Origin of the sequence: Acidovorax sp. Root70 (genome assembly GCF_001428225.1) — a bacterium.
Classification (GTDB): Bacteria; Pseudomonadota; Gammaproteobacteria; order Burkholderiales; family Burkholderiaceae_C; genus Acidovorax.
Genome location: NZ_LMHQ01000006.1, coordinates 1 through 16,869, shown reverse-complemented (window position 1 = coordinate 16,869; position 16,869 = coordinate 1). Strand labels below are relative to the sequence as shown.

At 58.9% G+C, this 16,869-nt stretch carries 27 protein-coding genes; 2 read left to right on the top strand and 25 right to left on the bottom strand.

What is annotated here, in order from left to right; translation table 11 throughout:
* Positions 1–9: 9 nt before the first annotated feature.
* From ASD94_RS04335 to ASD94_RS04290, 10 genes are all read right to left on the bottom strand, one after another.
* Positions 10–1,113 carry a Fic family protein gene (locus tag ASD94_RS04335; protein WP_082576742.1) on the bottom strand — a complete coding sequence of 368 codons (1,104 nt, stop codon included), beginning with the start codon at positions 1,111–1,113 and terminating at the stop codon, positions 10–12.
* Between the two features lie 9 nt (positions 1,114–1,122).
* Positions 1,123–1,347, bottom strand: coding sequence for an antitoxin VbhA family protein (locus ASD94_RS04330; RefSeq protein WP_056639174.1), 225 nt, complete (start codon positions 1,345–1,347; stop codon positions 1,123–1,125).
* 49 nt (positions 1,348–1,396) lie between these two features.
* The gene (locus tag ASD94_RS04325) at positions 1,397–2,020 is read right to left on the bottom strand and encodes a hypothetical protein (RefSeq protein ID WP_156391335.1); all 624 of its coding nucleotides are present in this window, start codon (positions 2,018–2,020) and stop codon (positions 1,397–1,399) included.
* Between the two features lie 11 nt (positions 2,021–2,031).
* Complete coding sequence (locus ASD94_RS04320; protein WP_056639166.1) at positions 2,032–2,508, bottom strand: hypothetical protein; 477 nt, start codon at positions 2,506–2,508, stop codon at positions 2,032–2,034.
* Positions 2,509–2,542: 34 nt separating this feature from the next.
* Positions 2,543–3,064, bottom strand: coding sequence for a hypothetical protein (locus ASD94_RS04315; RefSeq protein WP_056639164.1), 522 nt, complete (start codon positions 3,062–3,064; stop codon positions 2,543–2,545).
* 15 nt (positions 3,065–3,079) lie between these two features.
* Entirely contained in the window at positions 3,080–3,688 is a 609-nt protein-coding gene (locus ASD94_RS04310) for an OmpA family protein (protein ID WP_056639161.1), read from the bottom strand.
* Positions 3,689–3,700: 12 nt separating this feature from the next.
* Positions 3,701–4,147, bottom strand: a complete 447-nt coding sequence (locus ASD94_RS04305) for a hypothetical protein (protein WP_156391334.1) — start codon at positions 4,145–4,147, stop codon at positions 3,701–3,703.
* 98 nt (positions 4,148–4,245) lie between these two features.
* Complete coding sequence (locus ASD94_RS04300) at positions 4,246–5,364, bottom strand: site-specific integrase (RefSeq protein ID WP_235510563.1); 1,119 nt, start codon at positions 5,362–5,364, stop codon at positions 4,246–4,248.
* Positions 5,365–5,518: 154 nt separating this feature from the next.
* Entirely contained in the window at positions 5,519–6,391 is an 873-nt protein-coding gene (locus ASD94_RS04295) for a hypothetical protein (RefSeq protein WP_056639153.1), read from the bottom strand.
* Positions 6,392–6,402: 11 nt separating this feature from the next.
* Entirely contained in the window at positions 6,403–6,711 is a 309-nt protein-coding gene (locus ASD94_RS04290; RefSeq protein WP_156391333.1) for a hypothetical protein, read from the bottom strand.
* 302 nt (positions 6,712–7,013) lie between these two features.
* On the opposite strand from ASD94_RS04290, the gene ASD94_RS04285 reads away from it, so the two are divergent.
* Together ASD94_RS04285 and ASD94_RS04280 are read left to right on the top strand one after the other, a co-directional pair.
* Positions 7,014–8,018, top strand: a complete 1,005-nt coding sequence (locus ASD94_RS04285) for a DNA-binding protein (protein WP_162255813.1) — start codon at positions 7,014–7,016, stop codon at positions 8,016–8,018.
* Between the two features lie 123 nt (positions 8,019–8,141).
* Complete coding sequence (locus ASD94_RS04280) at positions 8,142–8,528, top strand: hypothetical protein (RefSeq protein WP_056639144.1); 387 nt, start codon at positions 8,142–8,144, stop codon at positions 8,526–8,528.
* A 20-nt stretch (positions 8,529–8,548) separates the two neighbouring features.
* Here ASD94_RS04280 and ASD94_RS24170 read toward each other — a convergent pair whose 3' ends face one another.
* From ASD94_RS24170 to ASD94_RS23765, 15 genes are all read right to left on the bottom strand, one after another.
* Entirely contained in the window at positions 8,549–8,677 is a 129-nt protein-coding gene (locus ASD94_RS24170) for a hypothetical protein (RefSeq protein ID WP_255357418.1), read from the bottom strand.
* 137 nt (positions 8,678–8,814) lie between these two features.
* Positions 8,815–9,153: a hypothetical protein gene (locus ASD94_RS04270; protein ID WP_056639138.1), complete on the bottom strand. Its 339-nt coding sequence runs from the start codon at positions 9,151–9,153 to the stop codon at positions 8,815–8,817.
* Positions 9,154–9,196: 43 nt separating this feature from the next.
* Positions 9,197–9,409 carry a hypothetical protein gene (locus ASD94_RS04265; RefSeq protein WP_056639136.1) on the bottom strand — a complete coding sequence of 71 codons (213 nt, stop codon included), beginning with the start codon at positions 9,407–9,409 and terminating at the stop codon, positions 9,197–9,199.
* Between the two features lie 391 nt (positions 9,410–9,800).
* Positions 9,801–10,178 carry a hypothetical protein gene (locus ASD94_RS04260; protein ID WP_056639133.1) on the bottom strand — a complete coding sequence of 126 codons (378 nt, stop codon included), beginning with the start codon at positions 10,176–10,178 and terminating at the stop codon, positions 9,801–9,803.
* A gap of 13 nt (positions 10,179–10,191) precedes the next feature.
* Complete coding sequence (locus ASD94_RS04255; RefSeq protein ID WP_056639130.1) at positions 10,192–10,458, bottom strand: hypothetical protein; 267 nt, start codon at positions 10,456–10,458, stop codon at positions 10,192–10,194.
* Positions 10,459–10,887: 429 nt separating this feature from the next.
* Positions 10,888–11,160, bottom strand: coding sequence for a hypothetical protein (locus ASD94_RS04245; RefSeq protein ID WP_156391332.1), 273 nt, complete (start codon positions 11,158–11,160; stop codon positions 10,888–10,890).
* An 11-nt stretch (positions 11,161–11,171) separates the two neighbouring features.
* Positions 11,172–11,402, bottom strand: a complete 231-nt coding sequence (locus ASD94_RS04240) for a hypothetical protein (protein WP_056639120.1) — start codon at positions 11,400–11,402, stop codon at positions 11,172–11,174.
* 41 nt (positions 11,403–11,443) lie between these two features.
* On the bottom strand, positions 11,444–11,707 hold the full coding sequence (locus ASD94_RS04235; RefSeq protein ID WP_056639117.1) for a hypothetical protein: 264 nt from the start codon (positions 11,705–11,707) through the stop codon (positions 11,444–11,446).
* Positions 11,708–12,064: 357 nt separating this feature from the next.
* Complete coding sequence (locus ASD94_RS04230) at positions 12,065–12,424, bottom strand: hypothetical protein (protein WP_056639114.1); 360 nt, start codon at positions 12,422–12,424, stop codon at positions 12,065–12,067.
* Complete coding sequence (locus ASD94_RS04225) at positions 12,421–12,774, bottom strand: hypothetical protein (protein WP_156391331.1); 354 nt, start codon at positions 12,772–12,774, stop codon at positions 12,421–12,423. Before ASD94_RS04225 ends, ASD94_RS04230 begins: the two co-directional genes overlap by 4 nt.
* Positions 12,775–12,785: 11 nt before the next feature.
* Positions 12,786–13,016: a hypothetical protein gene (locus ASD94_RS04220; RefSeq protein ID WP_056639108.1), complete on the bottom strand. Its 231-nt coding sequence runs from the start codon at positions 13,014–13,016 to the stop codon at positions 12,786–12,788.
* Positions 13,017–13,018: 2 nt separating this feature from the next.
* On the bottom strand, positions 13,019–13,288 hold the full coding sequence (locus ASD94_RS04215; RefSeq protein ID WP_156391330.1) for a hypothetical protein: 270 nt from the start codon (positions 13,286–13,288) through the stop codon (positions 13,019–13,021).
* 152 nt (positions 13,289–13,440) lie between these two features.
* Positions 13,441–13,848 (bottom strand): hypothetical protein, encoded by a 408-nt coding sequence (locus tag ASD94_RS04210; protein ID WP_056639102.1) that lies wholly within the window; start codon positions 13,846–13,848, stop codon positions 13,441–13,443.
* Between the two features lie 28 nt (positions 13,849–13,876).
* Positions 13,877–15,235 carry a hypothetical protein gene (locus ASD94_RS04205; RefSeq protein WP_056639099.1) on the bottom strand — a complete coding sequence of 453 codons (1,359 nt, stop codon included), beginning with the start codon at positions 15,233–15,235 and terminating at the stop codon, positions 13,877–13,879.
* Positions 15,236–15,266: 31 nt separating this feature from the next.
* Positions 15,267–16,869 (bottom strand): hypothetical protein (locus tag ASD94_RS23765; protein WP_200954182.1); only part of this gene is annotated, 1,603 nt, incomplete at its 5' end.

Here is a 16,869-nt window from a genome sequence, read left to right as displayed (position 1 = left end):
TAACGGCATCTACATCGAAGGCCCAGCGCTAGGCGATGGGTCGGGCGGTAAAGCTGCTTTGCGCGCTGCGCTATCCACTCGCACCTTGAGGATTGTCCTCTGAGGCTCCGCGACAGCGTTCGGGCTGGTATCCAGCAGTGTCTTGTACACGGCCTCTGGGGCCTCTCTTTGTTCGCCAATAGCCCTGAAAATCGCTGCATCTTCGACCGCTCTCCAGTCCACCTTTGAGGCGCTTCCAGACTGCTGAATCGCCTCAACGCCGATCTCAGCAAACGCAAGTCTTGTTCCCGTGGCAGTTGCTCGCATTGCATCCAGCTTTGACGCTCGCAGCTCCTGCTCAGCGCTCCACGGCGCGGGGCGCGGGGTGAGGGCTTCCTTGTAGCCTTTGCTGCCGGTCAACACCGATAGGCGCACCTGAAAATCACGAGCTGCATCAGTGAGGCGTTCTTTCACAGACCTGGGCCGAGGGGTGGCCATCCGCTCGAAGATTTCGCGGAGTGGCCGATCATCCGGAGGCAGGCGATTCAGATGGTTCTCGCCATCGCGTATTTCACGCTCGCCGTAGATGCCCGAAACTGCACTCGCATGATTCCAAGAACGCGAGTTCGCGGCGCCATAGTCCAGCTCCACACCTTGCTTATCAGCAAGCAGCTTCATAAACGTCTGCAGGGCACGGCCATTACCCTCGGGAAATGGGTGTATGTGATTAGCTTCAATGAAAATATCTACCAATGCCTCTCTCTTTTGGTCAAAAGAAAGATTCTTGGCGTGGACAAATTCAGCCGTTTTTTCCTCCAGGGCTGACCATTTATCCAGCAACTGGCCTGGATTGGCAAAGACACTAAAATAACCCTTTTTTAGGCTCAGCTCCTTGGCAAGCGGTATCGTTCGCAGCTCACCCGCCCATTCATAAATATCACCAAGCTGGTATTTATGAATGGCTCTAAGTGTTTCCAGGCCAAAACCATTTTCGGCAAGCGCAACCTTGCCACTTAGTATTTCAACCTGCTTATTCTGGGAAACGCTGTACTCTATCGAATCAAGCAATGCCGGGTCTTTAATGCCGAGCTTGTTGTCAAAAACACCGTCCTTGTTTATGTATTGATTTGACACCGCAGCCCACTATACCCACGCGCGGGAAGCAATAAATCCATCAAGCGACTGGTGGGCCTTGACCCACTCACACAACTCAGCCACGGCCTGGGAGCCGGTCACACGGCCAGCGATGACAGCATTTTTGATTGCAATGCTGGTTGAATCGGGACTCATGCCCTCCAGCGCCAAAATCGACTCGGAGTGGTGGAATGCATCCGCGAGACTGGCACTTGCGGGGTTCAAGGTGGTCATAAATCACTCCAAATAGTCTAGGACAAGAGCCTACCACTATTGATGCACACTAATTAGCCTTGGTTCCCTTGGCTACAAATTTTTCAGCCTTCTCTCTTGGCAAGGCGTAGTAAGCCATGCGCCCCACGGCCACATCCACCCAGTCACCACCCAAAGCCTCATGCGACAGCATTGAGCGCAGCACCAGGGTGGCAAAGGCATGCTCTGCCATGCCATGTGGGTAGAACACTGCAAACCAGTCGGGGAAGAGGACGCGCTGCCCACTGCCATCCTCGCCAGGGCTCTCGACGGTGAAGGGGAGGGCCAGCACACCCGGCATCGCTTTGATCTTGCTGCTGGGCAGAGTATCGGCAACCCAGTAGGCGATGTTCTCGAACTCGCCTTCGGGTATCTCGATCAGCAAAAGCAGCTTGCCGCTGCCCCATACGATCCCTTGAGCCAGATCCACATCCTTGCCATCCTCGCCCAGGCAGGGCGTGTCGATCACCCGAAGTCGCGGGGCGAAGTGCTGCAGCAGCGCAACCATCTCCATAGCGCCCGGTACGTCCTTCGCCTGCAGGGTGTTGCGGCCCATGGCCCGCAACACTGAGGCCGCTTCGCCGAACTCCCAATCGCCGCACATGGCGGCGTCTGTGAGTGTTGCGATCTCTGCCCGGATCGCGTCAGCGCGCATAGCCCCGCCCATCACATGCACTGCAAATTGCCCACCACCAGTTTGGTCACTTGGGTGGACTTCTGCATCATCGCGTCGGTGAACACATCCTTGCTGATCTGCACCTTCATGTTGGCGGTGTAACCGGGCTGCATGATGGCTTCACTGCGCACAAGCATACCGGTATCATTCAACAGGTTGACGTTGAACATAATCATTCCCTTGCAGCTCTTGTTGTAAGAGTAATGTCCCGTCAGCTTGTCGATGAATTTCGATGCGGCAGGGCCTGGAATACCAGAACCCTCGCCCTTGCCATAACGCACATCAATATCGAATCCGGCAGGCATACCGCTTTTATCCACAGTCTGCTTGCCATAGAGCATCTCCGTCCAGCCAGAATTCATCTTCTTATTCGTGTCTTCGGCCCACTGATCGTAGCCAGCACAGCCGGACAGAATTGACGCAGCCGCGACCGCTGCTGCGAGCTTGAATTTCAGGTTTGTATTCATTAAATTCTCCTGTTGCAGATAGATTTCTTGTTGTTCAGCCTGTCACCTGACAGGCGACAGCCGATTGGTATTTCACCGTTGCGCTCCCCACGGACAGCTCCGAGGCTGCGCCGACCAGCAGCGTGGTCTTCTTGCCCGTCTTCTTGAAATACGAGGCTTCGTCGGTATTCGCCTGCTCGTCCACGTCGAGCACGGACAGCTTGCTCGCCATGCGCTTGCCCGACTGGGATGCAAGGTAGACGGCGGCTTTCACCTCGCCCGCCCCCTCGCTCACAAGCGCGGCCACAACCGTATCCCCAAACAGCGATGGCTTGTACCCGGCCCGTGCTGGCAGATACACCCCATCTGGCCCCTTCGCCAATCCAAGCGCCTGGAACTGGCCCTCTATGGCCTTGGGCGAGAGCTTGGTCCCGCTCTTGCACAGCAAGATGGCTTCGAGCTGGCTACGGGCCTGAGCAGCCTGCGGGCCTGCATCCAGCAACGGCACGGGCATCTGCGCCGAGGCGCTGAGGACCGAGAACAGTCCGCTCAGGATCAGCAGTAATTTTTTCTGCATAACGTGTTGCCCAGGTCAGCGGAACGAAACAATCGCACGACGATTGGCAGCACGCCCCTCGGGCGTGTCGTTGCTCGCGTAGTACACCCCAGACTGCTCCTTGACGCGGATTGACTGCGCCGGGATGCCTTCCTTCACCAGCATGTCTTTCACGAGCTGCGCGCGAGCAAGCGCTATGCGCTTATTGATCGCGGCACTGCCGGTGTTGTCGGTGTAGCCGACGATTTCGATGGCAGAGGCAGATCGAGCGCGCGCCAGAATCTCGGCCTTGCGCGAAGCAGGCTGCGCCACCGAGGTGCTCCCAGTGTCAAAGCCAACGGATGCTGTGTCATCACCATCGACAGATGGCGCCCTGCGGTTGCCCAATTTCCATTCGGCATCCCGCAGCCGCTCACGCAGTTCGCGGTTCTCCGCTTCCAGCGCCTGGACGCGGGCCGCAAGCACTTGCGGCTCAGCACCCTGGCCACCGGCAAGGGGAGCGGCGACCACAGGCGCAATTGGCACCGGCACGGGGACCGTGTAGGGCGCCTCGGGCGTCCCTTCACCGATGACTCGATACCCGGCCATCAGGCTCGGGTGCCCTGCAATCCCCAGGACGGCGATAGCGATCAGCCGATATTTCATCTCAACCTCCTATTACGTGTACTGAATAACTCGAATCCGCACAAATGCCTTTATCGTGAACCGCACAATTGCGATCCACAGATAACCAAAAATCAGCATCAAAATCACATTCAACCCAGCAACCTGAATGCGGACACCCAGTTGAAGATTGGGAATGAGGACCGCAGGAACCCAAAACATAACCAGGGCCACGAGCGGAATAGTCATGGTTTTTTGAATGAGCATTGGAACGTCATCACGAAATTCCCTCGTCTTGACGCCATACCAAATGACCGCCACGAGATAACCGGGAATGCAGAGGAATGCGCCGATCAGGACGGTCAATGCCATTGAGCCGATGCCACCCAGGAACCCGCCATGCTTGGCCGCGCCGACCATGCCAAAGGTCTGCAGGCCCACACCAAAGATGAATGAACCGAAGATCAGCAGCAGCGGCCCGCCGCACAGCAGCAGCAGCATCACGGCCCTCGGGCTGATCGTGCCGCGCTCAGACGGCACCCCATAGCTCACATGCGGCTGGCGGGCGCGCGCACGCGCAGGGCGCCTAATCCTTCTCGTCATCTCGATTTCTCCTGTTTGCCTCGTGCCGCTACTGCGGCTTCAAAAAGCTCTGCGTCCTCGCGTCGGGCGCGGCCCGCGATCTGGGCGTAGAGCAGGGTTGTTTTCGGGTTGGCATGCCCCAGCTCCTGCTGAGTGGTTTCCAAGCGCGCTCCCGCCTCCAGGCGATGCGTCGCCGAGGTGTGACGAAACCAGTGGACACTCATGCGGCGCAGCTCATCAGCGACGTGGGGATCGTCGCTGGCATCGGCTGCTGCCTTGCAAAGCTCGCTCACGAGCTTGTGCAGCATCCGCGACGAAATAGGGGTAGTTGCTCGATCCTTGCCACGCACATGAGGAATCAAGGGCATCGGGTCATCAGGTGTCGGCCAGGGCGAGACACCCATGGCCTCACGAAAGCGCATCAACTCTCGACCCAACGTGTTGCTCATCGTGACACGACGCTCCTTTGAGGCTTTGCCCAGCACCTTGAGCTGCCATCCGTCAGAGTCGCGAAAAATGTCAGCCATGCGGCCTGCCACAGCCTCCTTACTGCGAATCCCGGTGTAATAGAGCAGGGCACACACCCACCGATTCCGTGCAGCCACAAGCCGCTTGTGGTGAGTATCTGGAGGCTCCTGGGAGTGCAGCCATTCCCAGAGATATTTGCTCCCAACCTGGGACAGCACTTTGTTCGCTGGATCGACCTCAACGACCTTGGGCACCTCCGTCAACGCAAACACATTGCTCCGCACATACCCAGCCGTCATCAGGTATTGAAAAAGCTGACTCAGGACGGTGCGCGAGAACGCAAACCCCTTCGCACTCATGGGCCGCTTGAGGGTCTGACTTTTGTACAGAGGCTCAGCAAGCTGACCCTTCTCATTGCGCGGAATCATCAAGCTCGCATCCGGGCTGCGTAGCGAATCGAGATGAACCTGTGCGTCAGTCACCGTCATCCGGGCCAGGGTCATCTCGGCCCTGGAGAGCCAAATCAACAGGCGCTCGCTGATCCGGCGGTAAGTTCGCTGCGTGTGGATCGACCGCGACCCACGCGCCTGCAGCCACATCGCAACTGCGTCTGCATCACCACGGGCGCCCAAAACAGACAGCCCGCCTTCGCTAAGCGATGCGGGCATGGGCGCGGACTCATGTACAGGCAGGTTCATAGTGGTCCAGTCAGCATAACAGAGGAAGGGTTTTTCACTGGCAAATTCATGCCATCAACGAGCTTTTGCATCAATCGACAAAATTGCATCGTTACGGTTGTTTGCATTTTTTGATTCTGGCCGTTCAGCGGCCTCCCATACCCGGTTGCCATTCAGCAAGCATCTTCTCCAGGGGAGGGAGGTCGGCGCTGAGCACGCGCACCGAATACTCAAGCTCGGCGACGTAGGCCCTGAACAGCCGAGCCCAGAGCGGATCGCCTCTTCCGATCCTCTCCAGCGGCCCCTTGCGCTCACGCTTTCCAAGCAGGTACTCCGGCTGCGTGGCCTGCTCAGCGAGCGCTTTCCGACTGGCTTCCAGTTGGGCGCGCAACGTCCGCACCACGTACTCAAGGCCTTTTGGGGACACCTCCAGCGGCTCAAACTGGATGCCAGCACAGGAGGCCGTTTGCCAGCCGTGGCCTGGGCGCTCGTAGCCATGGTGGACCATGGTGCCTCGTGCCACCGCTATGCCGCGCTGGCAACAAGGGCACGTCTTAACTACCTTGTGTGGATTGATGGGCTTGGCAGGCCCCGCGCCGGGTGCGCGACCCTTGACCACCTTATCTCGGAGAGAGGCTACAGCGAGGGAGAGCGGCAGCACCTCGTTACAGAAAGCTCGCATCGCATCGACAGCGGGGCCAGTTGCCTTGGTCTTGGCGACCTTCTTGGCCGTCGAAATCACGTCATGCAGCCCCATCACTAGGACACTGTTGTAGAGGTCTTGCAGATCCTCGGAAAGCTCAGCGTACCGCCCTTGGATATGAGGTCGGCTCACAACGTGAGGCCAGCTCTCGTACACGGCACGCGAGAGCGTGTCCTTGGCATCCTTCCAGGCTGTGTTGCGGATGGACCCCGCCGCAACACCATCAAGGATGACCTCCAGGGCCGCATCAAAGCTGCGTGTGTTGCGCAGCGCGCCGCGCACCAGGGGAAAGGACTCGGGGGTCATTTCGGTCATGGTGCGGCCTTTCAGTAGCGGTCTTGCTTGGACATTTCTGCTGCGTAGACGCGCTCATAGGTTGCCCGCTGCTCAGGCGTGAGCGTGACCATCAACTGCCGCAACACCTCAGTGCATGCAAAGGCGCGCTTGAAGTCTTGACTCATGTGCTCGACTGCCTTAATCTCACCAGATCGAATCAGCCGCCAAGCGATGAGGCCCATCTCGCCCCATGTAGGCGGCTCGATCTCGATAGTGCCGACGACCACGGACTTTGCATCGTGAGAGCTGTCATCCGACAGTTTTTCGTCCACAGGGGGTTGTGAATCACCAGCATTCATATCTAACTCCTTGATCTAAAAGACTTTTTACCCATTTTGACATCCCGACACCCCGGAAATCGCTTTCGATTTCCTGGTGCTGATAATAGCAGTTATCAGCACATCGTCAAGCATTTTTGTACTGATATGTACGATATACGTTCATGTATTTACGCTATTTTCCAAAAACAGGCGCTACAATCGCATTTGCAGATTGAGAGAAAATTTGCAGGATCAATGAGAATGTGACTGCTGCCGCGCCCCGACGCACAGCACCGATGCGGCACCCAAAAGACACCAACACAGCACAGAAAGGCGCTTGCATGTCCACCCCTGCAGAGAGTGAAATTCAGAGCGCACTTGAGGCCTACCCTGCATATAAGGATGGCTCGGCATACGAGCGAACAAAGATTTGCTGCGAGGTTTTGGCAAGGCTTGGAGAGCGAATTCCTTCCTGGCTGGTGATCCGTGGACACATCAAAAAAGGATCTGCCACCGACATAAACCGTGGCATCAAAGACTTCCGTGAAGAACAGGGAGTCAGGCTGCAGCGGCTACACCAACGGCCCGAGGGCCTGCCTGACGCCTTGACCCAGCCGATGCAGGCCCTATGGCACGCAGCGCTGACAGAAGCACGCTCAGACTTCGAGGAACAGCGTGAAGCCCTGCTGGCCGAGCAGATGGAATCGGATCGCGCCCTCAATGTGGCCATGGGCGAGCTGGAAGCCAAAACCACAGCGCTGACGCATGCCGAGCAACGAACAGCCGAACTCCAAGCCGAGTTGGAACGGGAGCGCGAACGAGGCAACACGGAGAGGGCCGCACGCGAACAGGCAGAGCGCATGGCAGCACAGAACATCGCCGATCTGGGCCAACAACGCCGGGAAATGTCCCAAGTGATTGCAGCCAACACGCAGGAGCTGCACACACTCACAACCAGGCTAGACGACGAGCGCCGACGCGCAATGCGAGAGATCGACACAGCACGCCAACAAGTCGCGCTGGCCCGCCAGGAGGGCCTGCAGGAAGGTGAGCAGAAGGCGGCGAAGCTGGAGACGACCCTGCGGCGCGAAGTCGCTGACGCTCGCATGGAGCATGCCCAGGCGATGCGACGGTTCAACGAGCTGGCCGAGGCCAACACCAGCCTGCGCGCAGACCACGCCCAGGCGATGCAAAGAAACGCGGAGCTGGCCGAAGCCAATGCAGCCTTGCGCGCGCTGCTGAGCAAGGAGCGGCACCAACCTCAAGCGGTGCCCAGGAAAACTGCGGGCAAGGCCCCTACTGGCCGTGTACGCAGGCTCAAGCGGCCAAAACCACTGGTACGTTGACCACGATGCTCGCATCCTGCTCACGACGCTGGCGCGCCGATCAAGTCCCATTGGACTGAGTGTTCACGTAAAAATGGCAGAGATGACCGAGCGGATTCAATACTGTATTCTTATACAGTGCAAATGATTGTCTACCAGATGCGCGAACGAGGCCAGCGCAGACACCCCGCCCAGATCCTCAAAGCAGGTGGCGTGAAAGGCTGGCTGCACTTCCGGCCTGCCCCGCTGGACGACTACTCGCCAGCCGTGAACATGCAGGCGTTCCTCACAGATGGTCAGGCTGGGCCAGAGCTATTGCTTTGCCTTACCAGGGCACGACTTCGGATCGACGGGGTGATGCAGATCGCGGGCACAGAATACTTTTTGCGCGGTCGCAAAGGCCGTGCCGACAGGTGGCGGCAGTCATGGCTTTGCGTACCAGAGGGCCAGGAGGCAGAGGCTCTGCGGCGCATCAGCCTGATTGCAGTGCCACCCAGCGCGACGGGGTTCACCGAAGATGATGACGGTTGAACGGAGACAACCGGCACCGCTCACAGCTCTTTGGCGCGATAGCTTTCTTCGCATGCTGCCGAACAGCAGCCGCCGTACCGCAGGGAAAGATGCACCTCGTCATAGAACGCCACGGGCTGGCCGCAGCCATTGAGGCATGTGCTGTGCATGGACAGCCAATCCTGCCGCTGGATGGCCGCAAGCCGTGCCTCCTGTGCCTGCTTGCGGGCCTTGGCTCGCTCTGCAGGCGTCCTGGGCTTGTAGGGGCCGAATCGCCCGTTCAATAGGCCAGCCACTTCTATCTCCGCTACTCGGCCCGCTCCAGGGGGTGGAGCCGCCAAAACTCACCCTCTGAAATCTCCAGAGCACTCAGGCCGTAATGCCGTTCGAGGGCTGGCACCACCTTCGCAGCGAATGCCTCGCGGACAGCAGGCGCACCATGAAACACTGAGCCAGCGCACTCGAAGAACAGTGCTCCATCCAGGCCGAACACATCAACACTCACCAGGGCGCCAATCGCATCCAAGGCCGCGTCATGATGGTGGCCGTAGGGCACCCGGAGAAAGCCATACCCCCTGCGCTTCGGGACCAGAACCTGAAAACCGCTGGATACCCAGCACCAAAGAAGCTGCTTGGCATCGGTCATTTCAAGAGTCCCACTTGCAATTGGTTTGCAGCAGCTCGATCCGTTACCAGTTGAGTTGCCCCGATGGCTGCTGCAGAGCGGCGCTGAGAACATCAAGCTCATCCCGCTCTTCATCGAGTCCGTATGCCTTGGCAGCGTCGGCATTGGTCCACTTCCGTTGAACATTGGAAATCTCAGCTCGTTCGGCGACAACCGCAGCCCGCCGTGACTCGATAGCCTCGACAAGGCGCGTTCGTTGGTTCTGAGTGATTTGCATATCCGCTTAACCCTTGACTAAATTGCTGTGCAATTAATCCTGATTATAGTCATTTGCTACACACGAATAAGGCGCCGTTTCAACCGCAGGTTGTGAGGCGCAAAGGCCGTGCGGCCAGGAGCACCCCCGCCCTTCACCCAACACCGCCAGGATTCCGGGCACTATGGACAAGCCTGCAGCTTGCCCACAGTAAGACCCTGACGCGCTTCGCCATGGATGCGATGGACAACGCTCGCGTTGCCCACACCCCCACAGCTCTGCCTTGCCCTACTCCACTATTTTTGAATCTCGATTCCTCGCAGCTCCAACACCCGTCTCTACTCCCGGCATACGGCAGAATGGGTAGGCCAGCAGCGGTCGCATGCCAGGAGATACCACCATCGCCCTGCTCTCAGGAAAATGCGGCGTCGATGCCGCGCTCAGGCCCGCTGGCGTTCTCCAGTCGGTCAACAAGGCCAAGGTCTTGCATGCCGCCGATCAGGCCCATGAAGGCCCCCATACCTGTGACTCTGGCTTTGATGATCGGAGTGCGCGCGGGCTGTTCAAGCGTGACAAGCATCGTGTTGCCGCCAAAGCCCTCGTACTTTCGTTTCATTTGCTCCAGTAGCTGGATGACTGCCTCGCTCTTCGGATGCGCGGCCAAGTCGCCCAGCACTTCCCAGGTGACTGTTTCGCCGCCGCCGTCCGACCTCGCGCCCTGCGTCGCTGGCTTGGGCTTGGTAGTGTCGGGATAGTTTCCCAATGCCTTGCGGCGCTTTGCATCTCCCATTGGTGGCTCCATTTCAATTCATCAAACACGGGTCTGTCACCGCTTCCAGATACCCGCCCTCAAGGCAGTCACGGTACTCGTCCACCAGCTCAAGCACCACGCGCGCATCATCCGTGGAATTGCACCCTTCCAATGGATCATCGTGCTCCAGCTCAGGGCAAGATACCTCAAACCACATCCCGTCGAAGCTGTCGATCACGATGCCGTAGCGCGCTGCAATCCGCTTGGCCTTCGCCAGTGTCCCACGCGCTGCCACCTTGGCATCTTTCGGAGCCACCATGGGCCGGTCAAGCACCTCGAAAACGCCAAAAACTACGCCTGCCGCTGGCCTGAATGGAATCGACTCGGCCTCTCAGGGCGTGGCACCTGCCGCACTGCTGTCAGTTGCGGCCGCATTCTCAAGCACATGAATCCCTGCCTGCTTCGCGTAGTAGCCGCGACCAGCTCCCGCTTGCCCACCAGGGCTCCAGCCAATGAGGCCGCGATCCGCCATGCCGCGTGCCAGCCTAGCCGCCGCCAGAGCCGCGCCTTGCGGCGCTTTGAAGCTGTAGCCAGGATAGGCCGCGTAGCCGAGCGCTGACAGCGGCAGCGTGACCTTGTGCCCACTCACAGTCGGTGAAGCGAGCACTTGAAGCACCAACCTTTCCGAGTCGGCCTGGGAGGTATGCAAGTCCGAGTTGCGTCTGATTCTGCTCATGGGCGCACCTGCTCAGTGAACGGTGGGCGCTTGCACGTCCACCAGTCGGTACAACGTGTGCGCATCCTCACCTTCCGCGAGAACGACGAACTCGCCCGCCAGCAGATCCTGAGCGCCCAGTGACAGCAGGATGTTTGAAGCGGTAGCCAAGCTACCGCCCAATGCCTGAGTGGCCTCAGCCATGAAGAACCCAAAACGCGGCCCGTAGAGCGTGGCGCGTGGCTTCTGCAGTGGCCTCAGCAGCTCGATAGCTTGAGCAAAATTTAGGTCTTGTTTCACCGGCATGCTCGTCTCCCTCAATACCCGCGCAAGCCGTGTGCCTGCATCAGCACAGAGGCAGCAGAGCGCTGTGGCTCCACCATGTAATCCAGCAGATGCTCTGCGGACTTGTCGGACACCTCGTCAAAGGCTTCTTGAGCGCTAATGCCGTAGTGCTTGGCAATGCTCTCAAGAATCACCGCCCTCGCCTCGCTGTCGATCACCGCGAGGAACTGCGCATTGTTGTTGGGTGTGCCCGCTTCTGTCATTTCAGTATTTCCCTTGTGCTTGGCCCTATTGTTACACACTATTAGCCAAAAAGAAACCACCTACTTCCTTGCATCCTCATCGGCGACGAGAGCCCATTGCCGCGCAGCCACGCTAAGCTGCACTCGCCGTCAAGCGACTTGTTGATGACGCCGCACCGGATCAGCGACTCCACCGTCGCTGGGTGGACAGTTCGTGTTGTGGTGGGCTCCTGCAGGCGAAACAACCCTGTGCCAGGGTGGTGCTGCAACTTGCAGCCAGCCTGCAGCTTCGTGACGAGCAGTGCCTGTGGATCGCTGAGTTTCATGCTATTCCTTCAACATGCCTTAAAAAAACCAGGCGCCGTTTCAACCGTAGGTTGTGAGGCGCAAAGGCCGTGCGGCCAGGAGCACCCCCCGCCCTCCATCCTCCATCCTCCACCGCCAGGATTCCGGGCACTATGGACAAGCCTGCAGCTTGCCCACAGTAAAACCCTGACGCGCTTCGCCATGGAGCGATGGACAACGCTCGCGTTGCCCACGCCCCACAGCTCTGCCTTGCCTCTCGCTGACGCGCCTCACCATGGACATGATGGACAACGCTCGCGTTGCCCACATGCCCACAGCTCAGCCTTGCCCTAATCTTTCAATTTTTCAGGGAGATGGAAGGCAAGCGCTGCGCGCAGTCACCCAGGCACGGACTCCCAGATCAGCCACAAGCCCAACAAACAGCCCAACATGAATGCGACTTCACACGCAACAAAGATCGCAAAGCGTTGCGTCCGGGTTTGATAGGCGAACCGAATGCTCACCGCGATGGCGAGAAGGCACGCCATGACAAGCCCTACCAACACCCCCGGCCAAGCATCGAGAATCACCGCCGACATAGGTTTGATGTAATCGGCAATCGACAGACCAGTCGCGCCCTTTGGCACCGCCTGGAGGTGCTTGAGCACCCAAAAAATCAGTGGGCCGCACGCAAAGGAGCCGATGAGCCAAGTAACTGGCACATGGGCAACTTCCCGCTGCTGAGGTTGCTTGTTCATTTCGACACTGGACCAATGCCAGGGGATGCCTTGACACTGCCAAATGGAGACTCAACGCCGAGGGCATCGAATTTCCGCTGTCTCGCACTGGCTGTGTATTGCTCGGCCAAACGGGGGTCCGCCGACACACGTTGCACAAGCACCCGCAGCTCAGTCAGGCGCTCGGCGCTCGGGCTGGGATAGGCCTCGCGCCACTCGTCCACGAGCAACGACACCTGGGGGGTGTTCAAGGCTTCAAGGCGCTCCAGAAGCGTGCCCTGCTGCGCAGTGCGCTCTGCCTGCTCCGATTGCCCCACCACCATGAACGCGGTCAACGCAATCGCCGCCATTACCACCAACAATTTGAACATTTCCACCCCCACTATTTCGAGTAAATATCTTGCAGATAGCTGCTGTAGTGCGAGCACTGCGACACGAGAATTACCCTGCTGTCAGCGGCGCCGTTACGGTCGGGATTGCTTGCATCGGCGCATTCGCGGCATGCCCTCATGTACGCATTGAGAGCATCCGCCGCCGCTTCGAGCTTAGCTGCAGCAGCCAGCCCTGCCTTCTTGCGACTGGCCTCCAGAGAGGCCTGCGTGCTGCGCGCCATCGCTAGTCCAGGCCGTAGGCCGTAGCAAAAGCGGCTTGACTGGGGTAGGTTTCACGCTCGCGATCAAGCAACCCGTAGCTGACGATCAATCCGCCATCCACCTCAACGACCTCGATTTGCTTCGGTTCGTTGCCAGCAGCCTCGACATTGCCGAAGAAGCTGATGCTCAGACCGGAGCCTTCCCGGTAGGCGATGGCGACATTGTTGATGTGGCTCATCGCATTGCAGACAGCCACAGCCTGCGATTGATTCAAGATACGTTGGTGGGCCATGCTGGTCCTTTGAAAGAAGCAATGGCCCTATTATTGCGCACTAATTGGTCTTTTAGTACACACTAATAAAGATTTTTTGCGCTTGCTTGCGCTCCCGCCCACTCCAGCCACCGGGTGGTCTAAGCTCGTGCCGGAATGGGCAGGGCTACTGCCTAAGCGCTCGGGCTGGCCGACAGCTCGTCATCTTTTGGCTGAATGCGCGTTCCAGCCGTCTCAAGGCCACTCACCTTGACCCTTGCCATGCGTGCAATGTCCGCGTAGTCGTCCAGGGTAGGCTCTTCGCCGTTGACCGAGTGCAGGTGCAGGGAGAAGAAGCGCCGCTCACCTTCCTCAAAGTAAGCCCGATCCTCTTTCGGCGTGGTGGTGGAAAACCACATGCGCTCCTGCAGATGGCTGCAGGAAGGCTCGGAAAATCCGAAGTCTTGAACAAGCCGTTTCAGCTCGTCAAAATCCATGTCTTCGCGTTCGCGCTCGTAGCCACGGTACGCCACTTCGCCAGCTTCGACCGACTCGTCAGTCACCACCTCGAACGTGATGGAAACGGTGTAGTTTGTGCTCATATAGTTCCTTACGGGTACGGTGTAACGGTCACATGCCAGGGGTCGGCGAATCGCAATGTTCGACCTTCATGGTCTTCCACAGAGCCCGGTCGATCATGAAATCGTCGGCGACACTGCTGACGCGAGACGTGTACGCAACCACTTCCTCGCCCTCAACGTCTACCCAGCCCAAGTCGAAGTCGAACCGAGAACTGGCGTTCTTGATCTTGCCGTCCACCACCTCGCCATGCATCAGGACAAGCTGCTGGCTATCGTCCAGTTCGAGATACCACGCATCACCATCCAGCACTACGGCAGTTCCCTCTTCCTGGCTGGACAGGTAGCCCGCAAGGCGATTCTCTTCCTCGCATAAATTGGCCCATGCGGCACCCACCGCGCCAGGAGCGTCTGCGAACACACGTTCAGTCCTGATCGGAAAAGACGGCGCCGGAGTACGCTCAATCGCAACCCGCATTGAGACGGCCACCGCCGCGTCAGACACGTTCAGAATACGGTCGGCGTCGGGGGTAAATGGATCTCCGTTGATGCTGACCACGCCGCCCGTGGATGCACTTACGCGGATGGCCCTGCCATCGGGAGTGGTCATCGTGCTACGCACCCACTCCTTGGCCTGGGCCTGCACCCAATCCCCCAGCGTTCCGCCCATCGCACCGGCCACTCGTTGCGCGAGAGCCTGCGCCTCTGGCTGGGTCCGCGCCTCGGTAACGGGCATCTTGGCTTTCAGCGCGTCGAATGAGGCTATGGCCGCATCAAGCGCGCCGATCACTGACTTGCGAGGCATGACCTCACCCTCAACGAGCACATCGTCGCCTTTACCCAGCTTCGCATAGGCCAGGACCATGGACGCACCTGGGGGCGCCTCCAACACAACGTGCAAGGTCAGCCCATCGGGGTCGGTTCGCTTGAATCCCGCCCGCTCAGTGCCATCGGCAAGAGTCTCAACCGCGCCACCAAACTCCAGCTCAACATCCTCGCCGTATTCACGGAGCTTGGTCAACGCGAAATCGGCTTTGATGATCTCAGGCGCCATGGATTCATTGATGGAAGCCGTCACATCCCGCAGCGCCTGCATCTGCGCTTTCCAGCGCGGGTCTTGGTCGGCGGGCGGTAGCTTGCTCTTGCTGGCCTCCTGGCCCTCATCCAAGGCCAAGAGCACCGAGGCGTCCTGCAACTTGTGATGAGCCTCGTGAACACCGTGCAGCGCGAGCTTGCAATGCACCAGAGCCTGAACGATCCGGTTTTTGGTGATGGCCGGGTCAGCATGCTCGTGCTGATCCCGAAGCGCTTCCAGGCGCTCCACGCTCGCACGGAGCACCTGATCGGAGTGCATCTCACCCATGGCGATCTTCGCCAGATCACTGGAAAGCGACTTGTTGGAATGATCCATTTGATCCCCTCGGCGATTGATTGCTAGAGGTTTACGGTGCCGGGTCGGCATCGTCAAAGCTGCGCTCGAAGTCCTCGAACGTCACGCGCCCCTCGACCACATCGCGCAAGGCATTCAGCTCATCCGCTTTCAGCTCACGGAAGGCAGTCTCACGTACCGTCTGCGGCTCCTCGTAGCCTGGGGCCTTCTCGCCCTTGGCGTTGACGAGCCAAGCGTCGCCTTCGCCCTGGTGGTATCCAGGCTCGAACCCGTTGGTAGGCACCACATAGCGATACTCACCATCGGCAATGCCGGAATAGCCATCCTCGGCAAGATACACATCACCAAGCGCTGCGCTCATGTCGATCACGCCATCCTTTTCCAGGGATGGCAGCTCGCGGATCGACCCGTCGCCAACATGGTTCCCGTTGGTGTCGTAGATCGGAAAGTCGGTGTGGCCTGTGGTGATCTGGTGCGCCGCTTCGCGCAGATGCTGCGCAGCTTCGTGCGCAGGGTCATCGGCGTAGGCGTCGTTGTCCAGCTCACACCAGAATCCGAGCTTGACCCCGGCCTCCACCGCGTCCCCATTAAGGGCTTCTTTGTCATCCGTGAGCGTAAGATGCCCCACTACATTGCCATTGAGATCGCGCAGCGGATGGCGCTCGCCATCACCCTGGACCCACCAATCATCCAGCTTGTCAGCCGCTTCATCGACGATGCGCGCAACCTCCTGCTCGCGGCCTGTGTCCACGAAAGCCGCATTGGTGGTGTTCTCGATGGTCAGCACCATGTAACGCACCGGGCCGCGCCCCTTATCCGCCTGCTCCAAGGCCTCGATAGCAGATTGAAAGTCTTCGTTCGCAAGCTCTTTTACCCGCGCCGGATTCAACGGCACCTTGTAGCTGCCGTTGAGACTGTTGTTGGCGCCAGACTCAAACACCAAACCGACCGTGGTGCCGCGTGGGTCGTACATGAACTTCGGTTCCAAAACGCCAGGAATCTTGCTCGCCAATAAGACGATCTTCATCTCCACATCGTCACGCACGCGCTCCTGGGCTTTGCTCAAACCGCTTTCGCCCACGCTGATCTGCGCTAGACGTTGGTGCTGCACTGCCATCTCGTGGAGACGGTCGTTCAGATCGAGCGCGGCATCCACCTGCAGGGTGTCTTTGGACTGGTAGTGCAGCAGCTCGATAAATTCACGCTGCTCGGGCGTCAGACCATTCAGCCGGTACTGCCTGACCTTGGCAGCGTCATCCATACCGTGCCGATTGGCATCAAGCAGCTTTTCCACATCAGGGTGGTTCCCCCAAGTGGCGGGTGTCGCCTTTTGCAACTCACGCAACTTCGACACCTCGTCCTGGGGGATGGTGATACCAATCATCTGCGCGCCATTGCGCATGCCGTTGTCCCAAGCTGGAGAAAACCCTTGAGCGCGCAAGCGCCCCCACATCGTTTCCGCAGCGTCACGATACCCATTGGGCAAGTCATACACCCGCTCGCGCTCTGGCAGGTTGGCGGCGGGCTGTTCTTTGTTTTCCATGCTCAGTCCTTCATTTACCCAGTTTTGCGACATGCTTTTGGCCGTTGCCAGCGCATCGTCCGCGTCGTTTGTGTAGTACGCAATCGCTTCGTTTGTGTAGTACGCAATCGCT

Excerpts from the sequence above, each read along its gene's own strand:
- ASD94_RS04330 (WP_056639174.1), bottom strand. The coding sequence starts at position 1,347 with ATGACCACCTTGAACCCCGCAAGTGCCAGTCTCGCGGATGCATTCCAC.
- ASD94_RS04325 (WP_156391335.1), bottom strand. The coding sequence starts at position 2,020 with ATGCGCGCTGACGCGATCCGGGCAGAGATCGCAACACTCACAGACGCC.
- ASD94_RS04320 (WP_056639166.1), bottom strand. The coding sequence starts at position 2,508 with ATGAATACAAACCTGAAATTCAAGCTCGCAGCAGCGGTCGCGGCTGCG.
- ASD94_RS04315 (WP_056639164.1), bottom strand. The coding sequence starts at position 3,064 with ATGCAGAAAAAATTACTGCTGATCCTGAGCGGACTGTTCTCGGTCCTC.
- ASD94_RS04310 (WP_056639161.1), bottom strand. The coding sequence starts at position 3,688 with ATGAAATATCGGCTGATCGCTATCGCCGTCCTGGGGATTGCAGGGCAC.
- ASD94_RS04305 (WP_156391334.1), bottom strand. The coding sequence starts at position 4,147 with ATGCTGCTGCTGCTGTGCGGCGGGCCGCTGCTGCTGATCTTCGGTTCA.
- ASD94_RS04300 (WP_235510563.1), bottom strand. The coding sequence starts at position 5,364 with ATGCCCGCATCGCTTAGCGAAGGCGGGCTGTCTGTTTTGGGCGCCCGT.
- ASD94_RS04295 (WP_056639153.1), bottom strand. The coding sequence starts at position 6,391 with ATGACCGAAATGACCCCCGAGTCCTTTCCCCTGGTGCGCGGCGCGCTG.
- ASD94_RS04290 (WP_156391333.1), bottom strand. The coding sequence starts at position 6,711 with ATGAATGCTGGTGATTCACAACCCCCTGTGGACGAAAAACTGTCGGAT.
- ASD94_RS04285 (WP_162255813.1), top strand. The coding sequence starts at position 7,014 with ATGTCCACCCCTGCAGAGAGTGAAATTCAGAGCGCACTTGAGGCCTAC.
- ASD94_RS04280 (WP_056639144.1), top strand. The coding sequence starts at position 8,142 with ATGATTGTCTACCAGATGCGCGAACGAGGCCAGCGCAGACACCCCGCC.
- ASD94_RS24170 (WP_255357418.1), bottom strand. The coding sequence starts at position 8,677 with ATGCACAGCACATGCCTCAATGGCTGCGGCCAGCCCGTGGCGTTCTAT.
- ASD94_RS04270 (WP_056639138.1), bottom strand. The coding sequence starts at position 9,153 with ATGACCGATGCCAAGCAGCTTCTTTGGTGCTGGGTATCCAGCGGTTTT.
- ASD94_RS04265 (WP_056639136.1), bottom strand. The coding sequence starts at position 9,409 with ATGCAAATCACTCAGAACCAACGAACGCGCCTTGTCGAGGCTATCGAG.
- ASD94_RS04260 (WP_056639133.1), bottom strand. The coding sequence starts at position 10,178 with ATGGGAGATGCAAAGCGCCGCAAGGCATTGGGAAACTATCCCGACACT.
- ASD94_RS04255 (WP_056639130.1), bottom strand. The coding sequence starts at position 10,458 with ATGGTGGCTCCGAAAGATGCCAAGGTGGCAGCGCGTGGGACACTGGCG.
- ASD94_RS04245 (WP_156391332.1), bottom strand. The coding sequence starts at position 11,160 with ATGCCGGTGAAACAAGACCTAAATTTTGCTCAAGCTATCGAGCTGCTG.
- ASD94_RS04240 (WP_056639120.1), bottom strand. The coding sequence starts at position 11,402 with ATGACAGAAGCGGGCACACCCAACAACAATGCGCAGTTCCTCGCGGTG.
- ASD94_RS04235 (WP_056639117.1), bottom strand. The coding sequence starts at position 11,707 with ATGAAACTCAGCGATCCACAGGCACTGCTCGTCACGAAGCTGCAGGCT.
- ASD94_RS04230 (WP_056639114.1), bottom strand. The coding sequence starts at position 12,424 with ATGAACAAGCAACCTCAGCAGCGGGAAGTTGCCCATGTGCCAGTTACT.
- ASD94_RS04225 (WP_156391331.1), bottom strand. The coding sequence starts at position 12,774 with ATGTTCAAATTGTTGGTGGTAATGGCGGCGATTGCGTTGACCGCGTTC.
- ASD94_RS04220 (WP_056639108.1), bottom strand. The coding sequence starts at position 13,016 with ATGGCGCGCAGCACGCAGGCCTCTCTGGAGGCCAGTCGCAAGAAGGCA.
- ASD94_RS04215 (WP_156391330.1), bottom strand. The coding sequence starts at position 13,288 with ATGGCCCACCAACGTATCTTGAATCAATCGCAGGCTGTGGCTGTCTGC.
- ASD94_RS04210 (WP_056639102.1), bottom strand. The coding sequence starts at position 13,848 with ATGAGCACAAACTACACCGTTTCCATCACGTTCGAGGTGGTGACTGAC.
- ASD94_RS04205 (WP_056639099.1), bottom strand. The coding sequence starts at position 15,235 with ATGGATCATTCCAACAAGTCGCTTTCCAGTGATCTGGCGAAGATCGCC.